Annotated in this window: 11 protein-coding genes and 1 pseudogene; 6 read left to right on the forward strand and 6 right to left on the reverse strand. The window is 44.7% G+C overall.

Features of this window, described 5'->3' with window-relative positions; all coding sequences use genetic code 11:
- Positions 1-32 precede the first annotated feature (32 nt).
- A complete protein-coding gene (hydG, locus tag BWI44_RS12295; RefSeq protein ID WP_195209290.1) occupies positions 33-1,451 on the forward strand; it encodes a [FeFe] hydrogenase H-cluster radical SAM maturase HydG in 1,419 nt (472 codons plus the stop codon).
- 41 nt (positions 1,452-1,492) lie between these two features.
- On the forward strand, positions 1,493-2,674 hold the full coding sequence (hydF, locus tag BWI44_RS12300) for a [FeFe] hydrogenase H-cluster maturation GTPase HydF (RefSeq protein ID WP_007665077.1): 1,182 nt from the start codon (positions 1,493-1,495) through the stop codon (positions 2,672-2,674).
- 9 nt (positions 2,675-2,683) lie between these two features.
- Here hydF and nuoE read toward each other — a convergent pair whose 3' ends face one another.
- From nuoE to nuoF, 3 genes are read right to left on the reverse strand one after another with little or no spacing between them, the layout of a single operon-like run.
- The gene (nuoE, locus tag BWI44_RS12305; RefSeq protein WP_007665079.1) at positions 2,684-3,160 is read right to left on the reverse strand and encodes an NADH-quinone oxidoreductase subunit NuoE; all 477 of its coding nucleotides are present in this window, start codon (positions 3,158-3,160) and stop codon (positions 2,684-2,686) included.
- A gap of 20 nt (positions 3,161-3,180) precedes the next feature.
- Positions 3,181-4,947 carry an NADH-dependent [FeFe] hydrogenase, group A6 gene (locus BWI44_RS12310; protein ID WP_138292611.1) on the reverse strand — a complete coding sequence of 589 codons (1,767 nt, stop codon included), beginning with the start codon at positions 4,945-4,947 and terminating at the stop codon, positions 3,181-3,183.
- A gap of 20 nt (positions 4,948-4,967) precedes the next feature.
- Positions 4,968-6,875, reverse strand: coding sequence for an NADH-quinone oxidoreductase subunit NuoF (gene nuoF, locus BWI44_RS12315; protein ID WP_195209291.1), 1,908 nt, complete (start codon positions 6,873-6,875; stop codon positions 4,968-4,970).
- 179 nt (positions 6,876-7,054) lie between these two features.
- On the opposite strand from nuoF, the gene BWI44_RS12320 reads away from it, so the two are divergent.
- The 4 genes from BWI44_RS12320 (at position 7,055) to BWI44_RS12335 (ending at position 15,139) form a co-directional block, all read left to right on the forward strand.
- Complete coding sequence (locus BWI44_RS12320) at positions 7,055-8,941, forward strand: FISUMP domain-containing protein (protein WP_286814143.1); 1,887 nt, start codon at positions 7,055-7,057, stop codon at positions 8,939-8,941.
- Between the two features lie 12 nt (positions 8,942-8,953).
- Positions 8,954-10,756, forward strand: coding sequence for a FimB/Mfa2 family fimbrial subunit (locus BWI44_RS12325; RefSeq protein ID WP_195209293.1), 1,803 nt, complete (start codon positions 8,954-8,956; stop codon positions 10,754-10,756).
- Between the two features lie 596 nt (positions 10,757-11,352).
- Positions 11,353-14,460 carry a hybrid sensor histidine kinase/response regulator gene (locus tag BWI44_RS12330; protein WP_118216163.1) on the forward strand — a complete coding sequence of 1,036 codons (3,108 nt, stop codon included), beginning with the start codon at positions 11,353-11,355 and terminating at the stop codon, positions 14,458-14,460.
- Positions 14,461-14,557: 97 nt separating this feature from the next.
- On the forward strand, positions 14,558-15,139 hold the full coding sequence (locus BWI44_RS12335) for a hypothetical protein (RefSeq protein ID WP_195209294.1): 582 nt from the start codon (positions 14,558-14,560) through the stop codon (positions 15,137-15,139).
- A 232-nt stretch (positions 15,140-15,371) separates the two neighbouring features.
- On the opposite strand, the pseudogene BWI44_RS12340 reads toward BWI44_RS12335, so the two are convergent.
- The 3 genes and pseudogenes from BWI44_RS12340 to BWI44_RS12350 all read right to left on the reverse strand — a co-directional run.
- Positions 15,372-15,632 (reverse strand): annotated as a pseudogene (locus BWI44_RS12340) (helix-turn-helix domain-containing protein); the annotation flags it as partial.
- A 191-nt stretch (positions 15,633-15,823) separates the two neighbouring features.
- Complete coding sequence (locus tag BWI44_RS12345; RefSeq protein ID WP_022393865.1) at positions 15,824-16,696, reverse strand: pyridoxamine kinase; 873 nt, start codon at positions 16,694-16,696, stop codon at positions 15,824-15,826.
- Between the two features lie 111 nt (positions 16,697-16,807).
- Positions 16,808-18,493: a putative transporter gene (locus BWI44_RS12350; protein WP_286814149.1), complete on the reverse strand. Its 1,686-nt coding sequence runs from the start codon at positions 18,491-18,493 to the stop codon at positions 16,808-16,810.
- Between the last annotated feature and the right edge of the window lie 63 nt (positions 18,494-18,556).

The following is an 18,556-nucleotide window of genomic DNA, read 5'->3' on the forward strand; positions in this document are numbered from 1 at the left end:
CACTAATCACTCACCCCTAATCACTAAAAAACGTGTATAATGTAAGTTCAAAACAGGCAGAAGAGTTCATCGATCACCCGGAGATACTGGATACGCTGGACTATGCCCGTACCAATAAAGACAACCGTGCCCTCATTGAGAGTCTGCTCGAAAAGGCAGCCTCATGCAAAGGTTTGTCCCATCGTGAAGCAGCTCTACTGTTAGAATGCAACCAGCCCGACCTGACGGAACGCATCTTCCATCTGGCACGGGAAATTAAGCAAAAACTATATGGCAACCGCATCGTAATGTTCGCCCCGTTATACCTTTCCAATTATTGTGTGAACGGATGCGTTTACTGCCCCTATCATGCAAAGAACCGCACTATCGCCCGCAAGAAATTATCACAAGAAGAAATACGCCGGGAAGTGATTGCCTTGCAGGATATGGGACACAAACGTCTGGCACTGGAAGCCGGCGAAGACCCGCTACGCAACCCCATCGATTATATTCTGGAATCTATTCAGACCATCTATGGTATTCATCATAAGAATGGTGCTATCCGGCGGGTAAACGTGAATATTGCCGCTACAACGGTAGAGAACTATCGTCGACTGAGAGATGCAGGTATCGGTACTTACATTCTTTTCCAGGAAACCTATCACAAGGGGAATTACGAGACCCTGCACCCCACAGGTCCTAAAAGCAAGTATTCCTATCACACCGAAGCTATGGACCGTGCCATGGAAGGTGGTATCGACGATGTAGGTATAGGTGTATTATTCGGGTTGAATACCTATCGATACGATTTCGTAGGATTATTGATGCATGCCGAACATCTGGAAGCTGCATTCGGTGTCGGACCGCATACGATCAGTGTACCCCGTATCTGTCCAGCGGATGATATTGAAACAAAAGATTTCTCCAATGCCATTTCTGATGAAATGTTCTGCCGCCTCGTTGCGGTAATCCGCATTGCAGTGCCTTACACCGGAATGATCATTTCCACCCGTGAATCGGAAGCTGTACGACGTAAGGTATTGGAATTAGGTATTTCACAAATCAGTGGCGGTTCACGTACCAGCGTAGGCGGATATGCCGTACCAGAAACGAAAGAAGAGAACTCGGCCCAATTCGATATCAGCGACCGCCGCACACTGGATGAAGTAGTAAACTGGCTGCTCGATCTGGGACATATCCCCAGTTTCTGTACGGCTTGTTATCGTGAAGGTCGGACGGGTGACCGTTTCATGTCTCTTGTCAAGCGGGGACAGATAGCAAATTGCTGTCAGCCCAATGCCTTGATGACTCTGAAAGAATATCTGGAAGATTACGCTTCACCCGAAACCCGGGAGAAAGGTATCCGCCTCATTCATGAAGAGATGGAACGCATCCCGAATCCGAAAATCCGGGAAATAGCTCTGCGAAACCTGCATGAGATAGAGGAAGGGAAAAGAGATTTCAGATTTTAAAAAGAAAATGATAATTTATTAACCCCTTAATATTGAAACTAATGAATCAGACTCCTAATGCCAACCGCCTGCACATCGCCCTCTTCGGACGGCGAAACAGTGGAAAATCCAGCCTTGTCAATGCCTTGACAGGGCAAGATACCGTTATAGTCTCCCCCACTCCCGGCACTACTACTGATCCTGTGACAAAAGCAATGGAAATTCATCCACTCGGTCCGTGTCTGCTTATTGACACTCCGGGCTTCGATGACGAAGGCGAGCTGGGAGAAATGCGCGTAGAATGCACCTTGAAAATAATCGGAAAAACCGATATCGCCCTGTTGCTTTGTGAAACCGGAGACGCACAGGAACAGGAATGGCTTCAACGATTGAAGGAACGAGGCATCCCTGTCATATTGCTTCTGAACAAAGCTGACGCACGCCCCAATACGACAGAGCTGGCAGAACAGATAAAAGCAAGTTGCGGACAGCCTCCCATCATCATCAGTGCCAAAGACGGCACAGGTATCGAAGCCATCCACCGCGCCATTCTGGAAAAGTTACCTGCCGATTTCGGAGAACAAACCATCACCGGGAACCTCGTAGCAGAAGGTGATGTAGTAGTGTTAGTCATGCCCCAGGACCTTCAGGCACCTAAAGGACGACTTATCCTTCCCCAAGTACAGACAATCCGCGAACTTCTGGACAAGAAATGCCTGATCATGAGTTGTACCACAGATAAGCTGAAAGACACATTGTGCGCACTTGCTAATCCCCCCAAATTAATTATCACAGATTCGCAAGTATTCCACACCGTATACGAACAAAAACCGGCTGAAAGCCGGCTCACTTCTTTCTCCGTGCTCTTTGCCGGATACAAGGGAGATATACACTATTGTGTAGAAAGTGCATTCGCCATCGACCGACTAACGGAACAATCCCGCGTATTGATAGCCGAGGCCTGTACCCATGCTCCACTGACAGAAGATATAGGCAGAGTAAAAATCCCCCACCTGCTGCGTAAGCGAACAGGTGAAGGATTGCAGATAGATATTGTCTCCGGAAATGATTTTCCAGAAGATTTATCCCCATACAATTTGATTATCCACTGTGGCGCCTGTATGTTCAATAGAAAGTATGTACTGAGTCGCATTGAACAGGCACGGATGCAAAAAGTTCCCATGACAAATTATGGGGTAGCAATTGCCTACATCAGTGGAATACTAGACAAAATAGAAAAATAATGAGCCACTCTACTCCAGTTCCTCCAGCACTTTCTTCACATCCACCGCCTGAAGCCTCCCGTACACCTTCTCTCCAATCATCACTACGGGCGCCAGTCCACACGCTCCTACGCAACGCAGACAATCGAGTGAAAACTTCCCGTCCGGTGTCGTTTCTCCGACTTCGATGCCCAGCACACGCTTGAATTCCTCAAGCAATTTCTCCGAACCACGTACGTAGCACGCCGTTCCCATACACACCGAAATAGGATGTTTACCTTTAGGAGTCATCGTAAAGAAAGTATAGAATGTTACCACACCATACACACGCGACACCGGAACATTCAGCTTTGCAGCAATCAGGCGCTGCATCTCTTCCGGCAGATAGCCGTGCAGATGCTGCGCTTCATGAAGTATATTGATAAGTTCGCCCGGCTGGTTGCCATGCTTGTCACAAATAGCACGCACTTGTTCGGCAACGTCACAGGCTAATTTGATATCTGACATAGTTTCTCCGTTTTAATAAGTTAATCAATCGCCTTATTGAAATAATGCGTATGCAGCAACCGTTCTGCAGTCTCACTCAGCGGTTTGCCCAGATATTCCTCGTACAACGTCTTGATGTACGGATTCTCATGCGACTTGCGCAAAGGCTTCTGTGCATCTTCCCGATACAGTGCATTGGCACGTGCATACAGCACTTCCGAGTTGCCATGATGCAACGGTTGTCCGCCACCACCGATACAGCCACCCGGACATGCCATAATCTCAATCACATGATACTCATTCCGCCCATGGCGAATATCTTCCAACAATTGACGCGCATTACCCAGACCATGAGCAATACCCACCTTCAGTTCAAAACCATCCAGATCAATCGTCGCACGGCGCACACCGGCCAGACCACGCACCTGTTCGAAGTTCACATTCTCCAATGTCCGCCCGGTATAAATCTCATAAACCGAACGCAATGCTGCTTCCATCACACCACCGGTCGTTCCGAAGATGACACCGGCACCTGTTGAAGCTCCCATCGGATGATCAAACTCCTTATCCGTCAGTAGTGTAAAACCGACGTTAGCTCGTCTGATAAGTCGTGCCAACTCACGAGTGGAAATAGAATAATCCACATCCGGACTGCCATCTGTCTTAAATTCATTACGGTCGCACTCATACTTCTTCGCCAGACAAGGCATAATAGATACCACTACCAGCTTTTCACGCGGAATGCCCATCTTCTCCGCCCAGAATGTCTTGGCAATGCTACCAAACATCTGCTGCGGCGAGCGTGCCGTAGAAGGAATATCAAGCATATCGGGAAAATGATGTTCAAAGAAATTCACCCATGCCGGACAACAGGAAGTCAGGATAGGCAGACGAACAGATTTATCCCCATTCATATAACGCGTCAGGCGATTCAATATCTCGGCACCTTCTTCCATGATGGTAAGGTCGGCGGCAAAGTCTGTATCAAATACATAATCGAAACCCAATTCGCGAAGAGCGTACACCATCTTTCCCGTTACCAATGTCCCTGCAGGCAGCCCGAATTCTTCTCCCAGAGCCGCACGAACGGCCGGAGCTGTCTGTACAATGACTACCTTATCCGGATTTTCCAAATCCAGCAACAGGCGGTTGGTATGATCGCGTTCTGTCAATGCCCCTACCGGACAAACAGCTACACATTGTCCGCAATAAGTACATTCACTGTCACTCATCATCTTATCGAAAGCCGGAGCAATCGTAGTATTGAAACCACGGCGAATAGCTCCCAAGGCACCTACTGTCTGTACTTCATTGCATACACTCTCGCAACGGCGGCAGAATATACACTTATCCATATTCCGCACAATGGACGAAGTTACTTCACGCTTACGAGGCGAAAGCTCCCCACCATTATAAGGCATCCGCCGGATATTGAAACGCAGCGCCAAAGTCTGCAACTCACAGTTGCCGCACTTCGGACAGGTAAGGCAATCATTCGGATGATCCGAAAGTATCAGTTCAGCTACCACCTTGCGGGCATTCATCACACGCAGGGTACTGGTACGCACCACCATTCCTTCTGTACAACGGGTGGCGCAGGCAGGAGCCAGATTACGACGTCCTTCCACCTCCACGACACAGATGCGGCACGAGGCCGGATTATTCTTGATGCAAGTGCCCTTCAAATCAATATGACAAAGGGTGGGTATATCTATACCGATTTTCCGTGCGGCTTCCAGAATAGTCGATCCTTCGGGCACGGTAATATAATGGCGGTCTATTTGCAGGGTTATTTGTTTTTCTTCCATTTTCTTTCAGTTTAGTTCCCTTAAACAACATTGATTGCTTTGAATTTACAGCGTGCCATGCACATGCCACACTTGATGCACTTGTCCGGATTGATGACATGCGGCTTGCGCACATCGCCCAGAATGGCATCGGCCGGACAATGTTTAAAGCAAAGATGGCAACCGATGCACAGTTCCGGATTAATGGTATAAGTCAGTAATGATTTGCACTGCTTCGCACGGCAGGTTTTATCCCTCACATGCTCCACGTATTCATCATAAAAGTTATTGAGCGTAGACAGTACCGGATTGGGTGAAGTCTGTCCCAGCCCGCACAAGGCAGTATCTTTTATCACCTTTCCCAATGTAGAGAGTGCATCCAGATCTTTCATCGTGCCTCGTCCTTCGGTCATCTTGTTCAGCAGTTCCAGCAGACGTTTGTTACCAATACGGCAGGGCGTACATTTTCCACATGATTCTTCCACCGTAAAATCAAGATAGAAGCGTGACACAGAAACCATACAATCATCTTCATCCATTACAATCATACCACCGGAGCCCATCATCGAGCCTTCCGCCAGCAAGTTGTCAAAGTCAATCGGTGTGTCCAGGTGCTTTTCTGTCAGGCATCCTCCCGAAGGTCCACCCGTCTGCACAGCCTTGAATTTCTTTCCTCCCTTAATGCCACCGCCAATTTCATAAATCACCTCACGCAGTGTCGTACCCATCGGCACTTCTATCAAGCCGACGTTATTAATCTTACCGGCCAAGGCAAATACTTTTGTCCCTTTCGAACGTTCCGTGCCGATAGACGCGAACCATTCCGCACCTTTCGTCAGAATGATAGGAATATTGGCAAGCGTCTCCACATTATTCACATTGGTCGGCTTGCCCAGATAACCGGCTTCGGCAGGGAAAGGAGGTTTCAAAGTAGGTTCACCGCGCTTCCCTTCCATAGAGTGGATCAGGGCAGTTTCCTCACCGCATACGAATGCTCCCGCGCCGTAACGTATCTCAATATCAAAACTGAAATCCGTACCGAATATATTCTTTCCCAGCAGCCCGTATTCACGTGCCTGGGCAATAGCTATTTTCAATCTTTGTATGGCAAGCGGATATTCTGCCCGGATATATACCAGTCCTTTCGGAGAAGCAATGGAATAACCGCAAACTGCCATTGCCTCAACAATGGAGTGCGGATCACCTTCCATGATGGAGCGGTCCATAAAGGCACCGGGATCCCCTTCATCGGCATTACACACCACATATTTCATATCAGCCTGTTGCTTATGGGCAAACTCCCACTTCTTCCCTGTGGGGAAACCACCGCCACCGCGTCCGCGAAGTCCGGAACGTTTTATCACGTCAATCACTTCCTCCGGTTTCTTATGGAGCAGACTATCTGCCAATGCCATATACCCATCCAGAGCAATGTATTCTTCAATGTTTTCCGGATCGATGAAACCGCAGTTACGCAGTGCTATACGCATCTGCTTCCGATAGAAATCCATGTGCTTGGAGTCGCTGACGGTTTTCTCCGTCTTCGGATCGATATAGAGCAGCCGTTCTATTTTCCGTCCCCCGATGATATGCTCACCGACTATCTCGTCGGCATCATCAGGCACCACCTGGGTATAGAACGTGTTATCAGGGATAATCTTTACGATAGGTCCCTTTTCACAAAAGCCGAAACAACCGGTAGTGATAATGTCCACCTTGTCGGCAATATTATTTTTCTCGAGTGCTTGCTGAAGACGTTCAGCAATGATGTGGCTGTCGGATGCCTTGCAACCTGTACCTCCACAGATCAGGATTTGCAGATGCTCGGTTCCCAATGCCAACCCACAGCATTGTTCCGTAACCGCCTCATTGCTTTCTTCGCGTAGCAAGAGCGTGCCTTCTGCCCTTTTCCTGATTGTTTTCAGATCATGGATAGTTAGTACTTTCATTTTGTAATAGATTTGGGGTCGAGAACAAAGATACAAAAAGAGTTGAGATTACAAAAGGAAAGTAATGAAGATTACAGGAAAGAGAATTTCTCATATTGAAAAATTATATATTTTTGCACCCGCTTTCGGAAAAGGTCCGAAAGAAGTATCAATATTCAATATAACATTTTACAAAAAACATGAATCACCCTTACAAAAAGATCATCGTTTCCGCCTTGCTCGGAACGTTGTTTTTAGGCGCCTGCTCAGACGATGCACCGTCTGAGGGAGAAGGCAAACAACAAGCTTATTCAGTAGTAGTAAAAGGTATTACGACTTCCGGTTCAGACTCTTCTGAGGAGATACGGGATGTGTCTGTTTTCCAGTTCAGCGATGGCAACCTGTACAAAATGCAACAATTGACTCCCGAATCCAATGGCCAGTCCAGCATTTCCGCACTCAGCGGTTCACGGCTATACTTCCTCACCGGAGTGGCACTTCCGGTCCAGGAAGGAAACATTACCGAGGAAGAATTCCGCAATATGACCATCGGTGAAGGACTGCATGATAATTCAGCTCCTGACTTTATGGCTGCAATCGTTGAGTTGGAAAGTACTCCCCAAACACGCAGTGGTCAGGAAATCAACGTCGGCATGAAACGCGGTGTAGCCCGTATAGACCTGAATACCACAGCAGACAGCAAAACATTAATCAAAGAAGTAATCGTGGAGGATGCTCCGGCCGAAACATATCTGTTCATCGAAAACACTGCCGCATCAGATAAAACAGTAAGTTACTTAAAGAAATTTGATCCCGCTTTCAGTGGAGAGCAACAGGGAATATTCCGCATTTTCGAGAGTACACGTCCTGTACATATCATCCTGCGTGGTACATACGATGAAATCCCCATCAGACTGGAGATGCAATTACCCAGTATAGAACGTAACAAAATTTACGAACTGTCAGTACTCAACGTAGGTGCCACAGTAGAAGGAATCTTCGAAATCAAGCCTTGGGAAGAAGGCGAAACGATTATCGGGAAACCCGATACGGAGCATCGCATCCTGCTTAATGCTTCCCAATCCAAGATTCCGGAAGGAGTAACAGTAGATTATGAGAATAATATAGTAGAGGTACCCGCCACAGGAGTCAGTGACATGAAGCTGGCATTTGTTTCCGATACCCGGATTGACATATCGGGCACCGAGGGTATTGGCAATGATGTGAATCTCAGCGGGATGTCGGTATCCGAAGAAACAGAAGGCATAGTGTCGGCATTTAATGTATCGGTGGCCGCACAAGGCAGTGGCCGGCTGGGGTATACAATTCTGGTACATTTAAAAAATGCTTTGCTGACTGGCTCTTATGATTATGTAGAAATTCGTGTGGCTCCGAGCGACAAGCAGATTGAGACCGTTGAAATGGGTGGTAGTATTTGGATGGCGTTCAATGCACGCAGCCGGGATCTGGAAGACCAGGTATACCCCTTAGACGGTGCTACTGTTGAGGAGATGTACCATAATGGTTGGATCAGCAGTATCGGCGGCTTGTTCCAATATGGACGGAAGTATATGTATGTCCCCTGGCAAGGATACAACCCCTCAAACAATCTGGGTAATCAGAAAGCCGACGTACCCTGGCAAAACGATACCCACATGCCTTGTCCGGAAGGCTACCGTGTGCCAACCCGCAACGAACTGAATTCCCTTCTCCCCAAAGGACAGGAAATCCCCGGCACTTATACAGCAGGAAACGGAGAAAAAATAACCGCTACACTCCACATTGGCGAAGGAACCCTGACTACCCCGACCGGTGTAACAGGAACGCAACACTATGTGAAATTTACTTCAGAAGATACCGGACGTTACCTTATCATCCCCTTGGCAGGCGGAAAAGGCGACAAGTCTGCCACCAATAATCCAGCTTTCGGAAAAAGAGCCGTGTTATGGACAAGCGAACGTAACGGCTGTCCAGGTGGCTATGCATGGACTTACTGGTTGCCGTTTGAAGGCAAGGAAACCACTGCCATTTCCGAAAGACAATTGCAGATGGAAGCGTTTGCATCCTTACGTTGTGTAAAAAAATAAAGGAGGAATTCTATGAAGATTTCAAAAATCATACTATTATTTCTGATATTGCTGCTGGCAAGTTGCTCAAATGAGCTTGAGCAGGAATCCGGCCTTATGCCGCCTGCCTCCGGTCAGGTAACATTTCTTCTTGGATTGCAGGAAGACGGCACTGCCGTACAAACACGCAATGAGGAAACGGAACAGATTGCCCGTATGTGGTATGCCATTGCCGATGACCGGGGCCAAATACTCAAACCGTTGTATCAAAAGCTGGAAGCAGACTTCTCCAAACTGACCATTGAAGGATTGGAATACGGTGACTATACAGTTGTATTCCTAGCTACCACGAGTGCGGAATCAGATGCGACGATCAACGAACCTGAGCAATTATCGGATGTCTGGCTGCTGAATCAGGCGGCAAAAGCCCCTCTTGACGATGTCTACTTTTACAAAAAAATAGAGCTGCACATCGGCAAGGAGCAAGCTGCGGAATCGCAGACGGTGACATTGGAGCGATGTGTGGGCAAAGTTGATGTAGACTTGAACGTCTCGTCCGATTATATGTGGCGTTTTATCCGCAAAATCGACATCACGTTTGATGATGCCGAAGGAGTATATACCGGTCTCAGTGCCAATGGTGAATACTCCGGCACGGAAGGTATTGAATCTTATGACATCACGGAAAGCCGTTCATTTTACTCATTGCCCGGTAAAGAGGCACTTTCCGGATTTGTAACGATCGAGTCAGACCGAAGTAACGGCACATCGTTTGTACACAAATACCGCTTCAGCAATTGCAAAATCGAGGCAGGCCGTATATCCCACATCAGCATTGATTACCGGCATCCGGAAAGCCTGGACGGATTGCTTTATATCCGTGAAGAAGATTTCTCCCGCTTCCAGACTGACACTATGTTTTTAGCCAACGAGCCACGAGATATCTTCTATGACAGCAAGCACCGTTCCTTTTATGCAAACGCACCGTTACAAGTATCTATCTCGGATGAACATCAATTACTGGTTAAATTCTTCTCACCGGTTACTATCCATGATGTGACGATTTTATGTCGATTCAATAATATCAGTACTGAGTTCCTTGAATTGGCACATTTCGATGTGATCTATCCTTTCATGGAAGCCGCTTTCCCATTGCCAGTTGTAGGTTCTGACCGCACATTCACCACCAGCAGCGGCAGAAAGATAGTAATACCTGCACAACCGGAACTTTCTGGTGATGATGTCACACTTATTATCCGAACGGAAGATCCGTATATGAAGAAGATAGAACAGATAGACAGTCGGTGGTTCATACGTTTCTCTGCTTATTCAGCCGACAACGGACACGCTTACTGGCGGCACATGAATCCATTATTATGTCGTCACGGGGTAGCATTGGCTATCAATATAGCTTTCATGTTCTCTTCCGAAGAGTTTAACACAGAAATGAACAAATATGAAGGCAAACTGAAGGATAACGGAGGAAATGCCATCAATCTGAATGCATTACGCCAGAGAATCCGCAGTCATGGAGGACTCGTATTGGGTTGCGTATCAGGCGTCGGCGGTCTGGGAGGCGGCAACACTTACGGATTAGCGGACTACTGTTATACCGGAGTCTATTTTGATGCAACACCACTGGGATCCAATCCTCATAACTATCCCCGACAAGCTATGTTCCACGAATACGGGCATTGTTTAGGTTACAACCATAGCAGTACCATGACTTATGGCGACCAATGGACAGTACTCTGCGCCACAGTATTCGTAAACATGGGGCAAGAGGGTAAATTACCAATATGTTCAAAAGACATAATTGCCAATTTACCGATGTAAAAAAGATATAAATAGTAAATAAAAGCAAAAAGGGAGGAAACAGATTATGAATAAATAAATTTCTGTCCCTCCCTTTTACTATGATATAAATAAAGACCTATTACTTCTGAACCTCTCCTTTTTCATTGGATAGTGACTCACTTAACACGTCAATAACGACATCAGTATCTACAAGATACAGGCTTTCTTTCTACTACAAAAATGCTTTGTTGAATATCAAAAATTAAATCCTCCACATTAAGAAATAGCAAAAGGGTTACTAATTTGTTACCTCTAATCATATGATTAAACAGCAGATTGCAGATTATATACACAGAAAAATCATCCAGTAAATACCTATAAAAAGACACCCTTGGGGATGCACTTCAGTTGAAACAGCCTTATCTACTATAAAACAAAGTTTGCACATCAGAAACTCAGAATGGTTTAGCATAATAATGTATGATGAAACTATAATTCACACCAATAGCAGAAATGTAAATTACTAATTTTGGTTAATATGATATAAAAAAGCAATTATAAGAAATCTCACTTTTGTATTTTTGCATCAATATCTAATATTAATTCAATATAAAAGAATACTTAAAAAATTGGTTATGAGACTTTTTTTATCTTGGAAACATATAATCAGCCTCTGTTGTGTTTTAGTATATTTAAGTTCATCCCTTGCCCATGCAACTGTAGTTCCCAAACAGCATCGACTACTTATTATTAACTCATACAATGAAGGGGCCCCATGGAGTCAAACACTGATAACCCCTATTATGCTTCAAACTTCTTCAATAGAGGATGTCAATGCCGACTTAGTGCATATAAACGGAACATTTATCCGTAATGATTCATTGTACAACCAAATGGAAGAAGGAATCTTCCAACGTTATGAAAGAAATAAGCCGGATTATCTAGTGCTCATAGGGAGTATAGCTTTTACTTTGAGAGATCGTATTCAGAAAGAATGGGGGGATATTCCAATGGTTTTGATTGCCAATGAAGATACTTATGCCCCCCGGGAATATTATTTCACGGGACGCTCTAAAAATATGGAGGACAATACAGTCGCACCTCTGAATGACATCAGAGAACAATATAACTTCACGTTTATTGAAGCCCCGGATATGTATAAAGAAACCATTGACATGATGGTACGGATGTTACCCCCAATGAAGAAGCTCGTATTTGCGGCAGACGAACTTTATCAGAACCAGCGGTTGGACCAGCTTATACACTCATACATCACATCAGAATATCCGAATATTGAATACGAACGCCTGGTGGGCAAAGAAGAAAACAGCAGACGACTACAAGAATACTTATTGGCAGATGATCCGACTACAAGTATCTTATTTTCTACCTGGTTTTATGAACGTAAAAACTTGTTTGGATCGCCTACACTTATCAGCGGCGACTTCCAGCTGGTAGCATCTTCACCTCAACCGGTATTTGCCCTGAGAGGTGCGTATATCAATAAGGCAGGATTCATCGGCGGACACTTCTATGACCAAGCAGAACTAGAGCAATCATTAACCAACATTATCGGACAAATGCTCCAAGGGAAAGAGATGCGTGACATTCCATTCGTATATAGTAAAAAGTCATACCCGCTTGTCAATTATGCACAACTGGAATTGGATGAACTTGATGCAGAACTTTGTCCGTCAAATACAATATTCCTGAATAAACCACTCACATTCTGGCAAAAATATAAATGGTGGATCATTAGCGGAACGATTCTATTACTTTCACTTGTGGTCATCGCACTTATCATATACTGGTTCCAGCAAAAGAAAATAGCCCTGTTCAGTGCTCACAACACACTTGTATGCAACATGCCGATATCATATACCCAGGCAATAGTGGATCTTAATGAAAAAGGAGAGGTAACAAATATAAAATACCAAGCCGGAAACAGTTTGTTCAACAGTTTGTTTACGGCAAATGAGGATAATGATACGAATAAGAATTCGCTTTCACAGATTGAATGTCTTCCCCGATTTATAAAAATGATATTCAGAGAAAAACAGGCGATTACCTTCACACACTTTTTCAAGCAGACCCACTCTTTTTATGAATTCATTATCTGCCGGTCATCCGAAAAGTATACTATCGATATTTTTGGAGTTGATATTACAGCACGCAATGAAGCGGAAAATGCGTTGCGGGAAATCAACAAGAAACTGGAAATGACCTTGAGTGTAGCCCGAATCATTCCTTGGCGCTGGGACCTGAAAAACGATATGATTACCTGCGAATCCGAACAGATATTGGCCCACATGAATTTTACCAAAGAAGAAGGTTCCACTCCTCAGGCGCATATTATAAAAGCCTCCGAATATTTCCGGAAAATGCACCCGGAAGATCTGGAACGTATGCAGCAGGTACACAAAAAACTTATATCCGGAAAATTACAACATGCCAAAGAAGAGTTCCGCATCATTACCGAAGTGGAAGGACGAAAATTTATAGACTGGCTTGAAACGAATGCAATAGTAGATCAATACGATGAGCAGGGCAGTCCAATATCACTGGTAGGCTCACTGCTACTAATAACAGAACGTAAGAGACAAGAAAAGGCACTAATAGCAGCCAGGGAAAAAGCTTTGGAATCCGAACGGCTAAAGTCTGCATTTCTGGCTAACATGAGCCACGAAATACGCACACCATTGAACGCTATCGTAGGTTTCTCCAGCTTGCTGACTTCCACTGAGGATGAACAGGAACGGGAAGAATTCATCAGTATCATAGAGAATAATAACCAGCTGCTCTTGCAACTCGTCAGCGACATTCTGGACTTGTCGAAAATAGAGGCAAATACGCTTGAGTTCAATTACCGGGACGTTGACCTGAACGGACTGGCAAAAGACGTGGAAAGTACCGTACGCCGCAGGCTGAAACCGAATGTTGTTCTGGAATTCATTCCTGGAGCTGCCCAGTGCCATGTGCAAACCGAAAAGAACCGGCTCTCACAGGTACTTATCAACTTGTTGGTTAATGCGACTAAATTTACTCAGGCAGGTAGCATCACATTCGGTTATGAAATACGTGGAAAAGAACTATATTTTTACGTAAAGGACACCGGCATGGGCATCTCACAAGAGGATCAGAACAAAATATTCGAACGTTTCACCAAAGTGGACACTTTCACTCAGGGAACGGGACTGGGCCTTTCCATCTGCAAAAACATTATCGAAAAGATGAAAGGCAGGATCGGAGTAGAATCCGAGGGTAAAGGCAAAGGAAGCACATTCTGGTTCACAGTGCCGTATCAGCCGGGAGCAGTTGTAGAACAGAAGAAACAGCAACCTGTCAGCCTTGCCCCCAAAGCAGCCAGGCAAAAGCCTATCATCCTAGTGGCAGAAGATAATGAGAGCAACTACTTGCTATTCAATTCCATTCTTAACAAAGATTACAACCTGGTGCATGCCTGGAATGGTGAAGAAGCTATAGAGTTATATCGGAAATTCCAGCCGCACGTCATCATCATGGATATCAATATGCCTAAAATGGACGGATACGAAGCGGCAAGGGAGATACGAAAATTCTCAAAAACAATACCCATCATTGCCGTTACGGCATATTCCTTCTCCTCTGACAAAGAAAAGGTGATGGAGAACGGATTCAACGGTTATGTGCCCAAACCGGTCGACGCGCATATCCTGAAAGAGAAACTCCATAGTACAATTAAACAAAACATTGCAGCAGAATAAACACATAGCGAGGTTATAAAAAACATTACACGCAAGGATTGCCAGAAGAGTCTACAAGAAAAGCACTAAAACATTTTAACATAACGAAAGAAGAATTATGAGTATGGAACATAAGGCGTTTGTGTTTGACACCGAGAAATTTCACGCCGAGATAGAGCCTGTCATGAAAGACAGCATTAAGAATGCCGAGGTGGCACACCGGTATATTTGCGAACATCTTGACGAGTTGCAATCACCTTACACGGGCGATGAGTTGGGTGAAGATTGGGAAGAGGAGTTCGGCGAACTTACACTTCAGACCTATTTCGACATTCTCCTTACCACCTGCTACGATGTGGAAGACGATCGCGGTCTGGGCGAAATGTGGGATGCAGTGAACGAGGTAATCAAAAGTCTCGATGTGTTTGAATATGGTGAGGTTCCTGTCCTAGGCTGCCAGGTTGAAATCAACAGTGTCATCGTAGACCCCGGCATGGAAGGTTTGGGCATTATAAACGGCGACGAGGTGGCGGAGATTTTGGAAAGGTTGAAGGAAAACAGGGATGAAGCGGAAAGTGCTGAACCCGAAGACCTGCTATATGAAGCTGAACCGGAGGAATGGATGGAAGCCTACGACGACCTTTGCAGCCTCTATGAAGACGCCCTCAGCCAGAAAAAGGGTCTGCTCCTCACCTTTTGACCGATTGAAAGAATCTTACTTAAGAAAGAGTGTCAAAACTGAATAAAAGAATGCAAATTACACGAATTACGCAAATAACAAATCAGATAAGTTCTGATTACCAGAAGCATAAAAAATATTTGTGTAATTCGTATAATTTGTGTTCTAATCTTAATTTAGACTCACACCCTCTTTTTTTATTCAGTTTTGCCACATTCGCATTCGTTTTCTTACCTTAATCGAAGTTTTCTTTTTACGCCATTCCTTTTCCTCTATATTCACTCAGACTGACCCCGAAATGTTTCCGGAATACTTCCCTGAAACATTTCGCATCGCAAAACCCGGTCATATCCGCAATTTCCGTAATGGAATGCTCGCTTTCTTTCAATATCCGGGCGGCAATCAGCCAGTTGATACTCGCCCTCAGAAGATTGATACTGAAAGATTTTGCCCTATAGTCATCCGCACCGATTTTCAACCCTTCCAACATGTTCTTTTCATCTCCCAATGCAGTCGTAGAAGCACCAGAATATGATATTAATATGAAAAATTAACAAAAAAACAAGAATATTCATAGTCTAAAGATCGTTTTTCATGCAAAAGAACCGACAGAAATCCCCATCTCATTAAAATGATTCACTTCCAAACAAATAACATAACTACATAAGGGCTTGCTCCGAAACCGGATTCAGCCCCTTATCCATTTTAAATTAACTCATAACTGGCGCTCTGGATAGGCATATCCAGATTGTGCAGTACCTTTTCAAGCAGAATTCCCTCCCGGTTATCGTACTCATAGCCAAAAGTGGCACGAATACCCTGAAGGATGAATTGCGTGGCACGGTCCAGGGCAATAGGAAGGCTGTCACCTTGCAATAAGGCTCCGGTGATGACGCTCGTAAAGGTATCCCCCGTTCCCGGATAGTGGGCAGGAAGATAGGGACAGGTTATTTTCCAATAACGATCTCCTACCCGATTGTAGGCATATACCGAAGTCTTATGGCTTTCTCCATGGACAGGGACGCTTGTAATAATAACTACCTGAGGTCCGGCATCGGACAAAAGCCGAAGATAGGATTTCAGTTCTTCATCCGTATTATCCGCTTTATAAGGTTTATCCATCAGATAAAAAAGTTCGGTCAGATTCGGGGTTATCACATCGGCTTTTGCTGCCAGATGACGCATCTCCCGAATCATCGATTCATCAAAATTAGTATATAGCCGACCGTTATCTCCCAATACCGGGTCAACCACTACCAAACCGTCCGGTTGGCGGAAATCATCTATAAAATCCGAAACGATCTGTATCTGTCGGGGAGAGCCTAAATAACCTGTATAAAAAGCATCAAACTGTATATCCAGCTTTTTCCATTCAGCAATGATCCTGGGCATTTCATCCGTCAAGTCGAGAATGGAAAACTCCGGATATTGTGTATGACTGGAAAGGACAGCCGTAGGTAAAGGACAAACCTGAAAGCCCATCGAAGACAAAATAGGAATTACCACTGTAAGAGATACGCGTCCCATACCTGAAAGGTCATGAACCGCTGCTATTTTCTTTACTTTATTTGTATACATCTTGGTTACTACATTTTTCTTTCACATAAAAAACTCCCCGCAAAGATAATCTTACGGGGAGTAAAGAACAAGCTAAAAGAGAAAATGTTTGATTCAATTAAAGTTTAGAAATTAAGCTAACGCAAGTATCAGTATCTGTGCAGTAAGCACACGTAAAAACATGGTGAGCGGATAAACAGTGGCATATCCCACCGCAGGAGCATCACACAAGGTCAGATCATTGGAATACGCCAGCGCGGGCGGATTCGTGGTTGAACCACCCAATACTCCGATCAATGTGTAATAGTTCAACTTAAATATATATCGTCCGACGAGGCCCGCTATCAGCAATGGAACAATCGTGATAATCACACCATAACCTACCCAGACATAACCACCGTCATAAATCACTGTCTCTACAAATCCTTTACCGGCCCCCAACCCTACACAAGCCAGGAAAAGGGATATTCCGATCTCACGCAGCATCAGGTTGGCACTCATGGTAGTATAAGTAATCATTTTATACTGAGGACCGAAGCGGCTGATCAGAATGGAAACAATAAGAGGTCCACCCGCCAATCCTAACTTTACAGGCTGTGGAATACCCGGAAATACGAAAGGTGTACTACCCAGGATGCATCCCAATGCTATGCCCAAGAATATAGGAATCAGATTGGGATGATCCAAACGTTTCATTGAATTTCCCAGTACTTTTTCTGCATGACTGACTGCCAACTCGCTACCCACAATAGTGACACGGTCCCCCATCTGCAATTGCAATTGCGGTGCAGCAACCAGATCCACTCCCGAACGATTCACGCGTGTGATACTGGCTCCGAAATTATTACGTATCTTCAACTGGGAAAGCATCTTTCCATTCAGTTCCGGTTTTGTTATCAGAATACGACGGGAAATCAGTTTTTTGTCTAACTGTTCCCATTGCATATCAATCTGCTTACCGAAGAAAACACTAATTGCTTCAATATCTTTAGGAGTAGAGATAACCAGGATTTTATCATGCAGATGCAATATCGTATCAGAATTTACCAACTCTATTTTTTGTCCGTCATTATACTGCACGCGCGAAATCACAAAATCGCGATTCATCAACGGACGTATATCTTTTATCTTTTTCCCATCGATAGCTTCATTACGAATTTCAAACGAAATAGGACGCACTGTGAGTTCCTGTATATGTCCCAAACCACGTTCAGCTTCCGCCTCTTCTGTCTTAGTATTGATACGTAAGATATATTTCAGAGCTATTAAAGACAAGATTATACCGACTACACCCAGCGGATAAGCAACCGCATATCCCAATGCTATCTCAGGTGCATCTATACCATTCAGATCACTGTTTGCCTGTTGGGCAGCTCCAAGACCAGGTGTATTGGTCACTGCACCGGAAAGAATGCCGACCATGGTAGTGATAGGAGTACCTGTAACAAAATGCAATATTATAGTAATGACTACTCCTAAAAAAACAACCAGCATGGCAAGCAGATTCAAAGTAAGTCCCCCCTTTTTGAAAGCAGAGAAAAAACCGGGTCCCACCTGCAAACCAACGGAGTAAACAAACAATATCAATCCGAATTCCTTCATAAAATGAAGCAAATGTTCATTCAGGGTCATATTAAAATGTCCGAACACGATACCTACAAAAAGTATCCACGTGATACCCAATGAAACTCCTGCAACTTTGATTTTTGCCAGCATGATACCAAATGCTATCACAAGCGAAAGGATCAGGACGGAATGAGCTACTCCTCCACCCCAAAGATCCGGATATCCTTCAAAAAGGTTTTTCAATAGTTCCATAATTTAAAGCATATATAATTTTATCATAAATACAATTCGTTTAAAATCTCCCCGGAGAAATCA

It is taken from the genome of Bacteroides sp. Phil13, assembly GCF_001940965.1.
Taxonomy (GTDB): Bacteria; Bacteroidota; Bacteroidia; order Bacteroidales; family Bacteroidaceae; genus Bacteroides; species Bacteroides intestinalis.

What these genes read in the sequence shown, in the direction of transcription:
- BWI44_RS12350 (WP_286814149.1), bottom strand. Translation starts at nt 18,493, where the DNA reads ATGGAACTATTGAAAAACCTTTTTGAAGGATATCCGGATCTTTGGGGT.
- nuoE (WP_007665079.1), bottom strand. Translation starts at nt 3,160, where the DNA reads ATGTCAGATATCAAATTAGCCTGTGACGTTGCCGAACAAGTGCGTGCT.
- hydF (WP_007665077.1), top strand. Translation starts at nt 1,493, where the DNA reads ATGAATCAGACTCCTAATGCCAACCGCCTGCACATCGCCCTCTTCGGA.
- BWI44_RS12320 (WP_286814143.1), top strand. Translation starts at nt 7,055, where the DNA reads ATGAATCACCCTTACAAAAAGATCATCGTTTCCGCCTTGCTCGGAACG.
- BWI44_RS12345 (WP_022393865.1), bottom strand. Translation starts at nt 16,696, where the DNA reads ATGTATACAAATAAAGTAAAGAAAATAGCAGCGGTTCATGACCTTTCA.
- BWI44_RS12325 (WP_195209293.1), top strand. Translation starts at nt 8,954, where the DNA reads ATGAAGATTTCAAAAATCATACTATTATTTCTGATATTGCTGCTGGCA.
- BWI44_RS12330 (WP_118216163.1), top strand. Translation starts at nt 11,353, where the DNA reads ATGAGACTTTTTTTATCTTGGAAACATATAATCAGCCTCTGTTGTGTT.
- BWI44_RS12335 (WP_195209294.1), top strand. Translation starts at nt 14,558, where the DNA reads ATGAGTATGGAACATAAGGCGTTTGTGTTTGACACCGAGAAATTTCAC.
- nuoF (WP_195209291.1), bottom strand. Translation starts at nt 6,875, where the DNA reads ATGAAAGTACTAACTATCCATGATCTGAAAACAATCAGGAAAAGGGCA.
- BWI44_RS12310 (WP_138292611.1), bottom strand. Translation starts at nt 4,947, where the DNA reads ATGGAAGAAAAACAAATAACCCTGCAAATAGACCGCCATTATATTACC.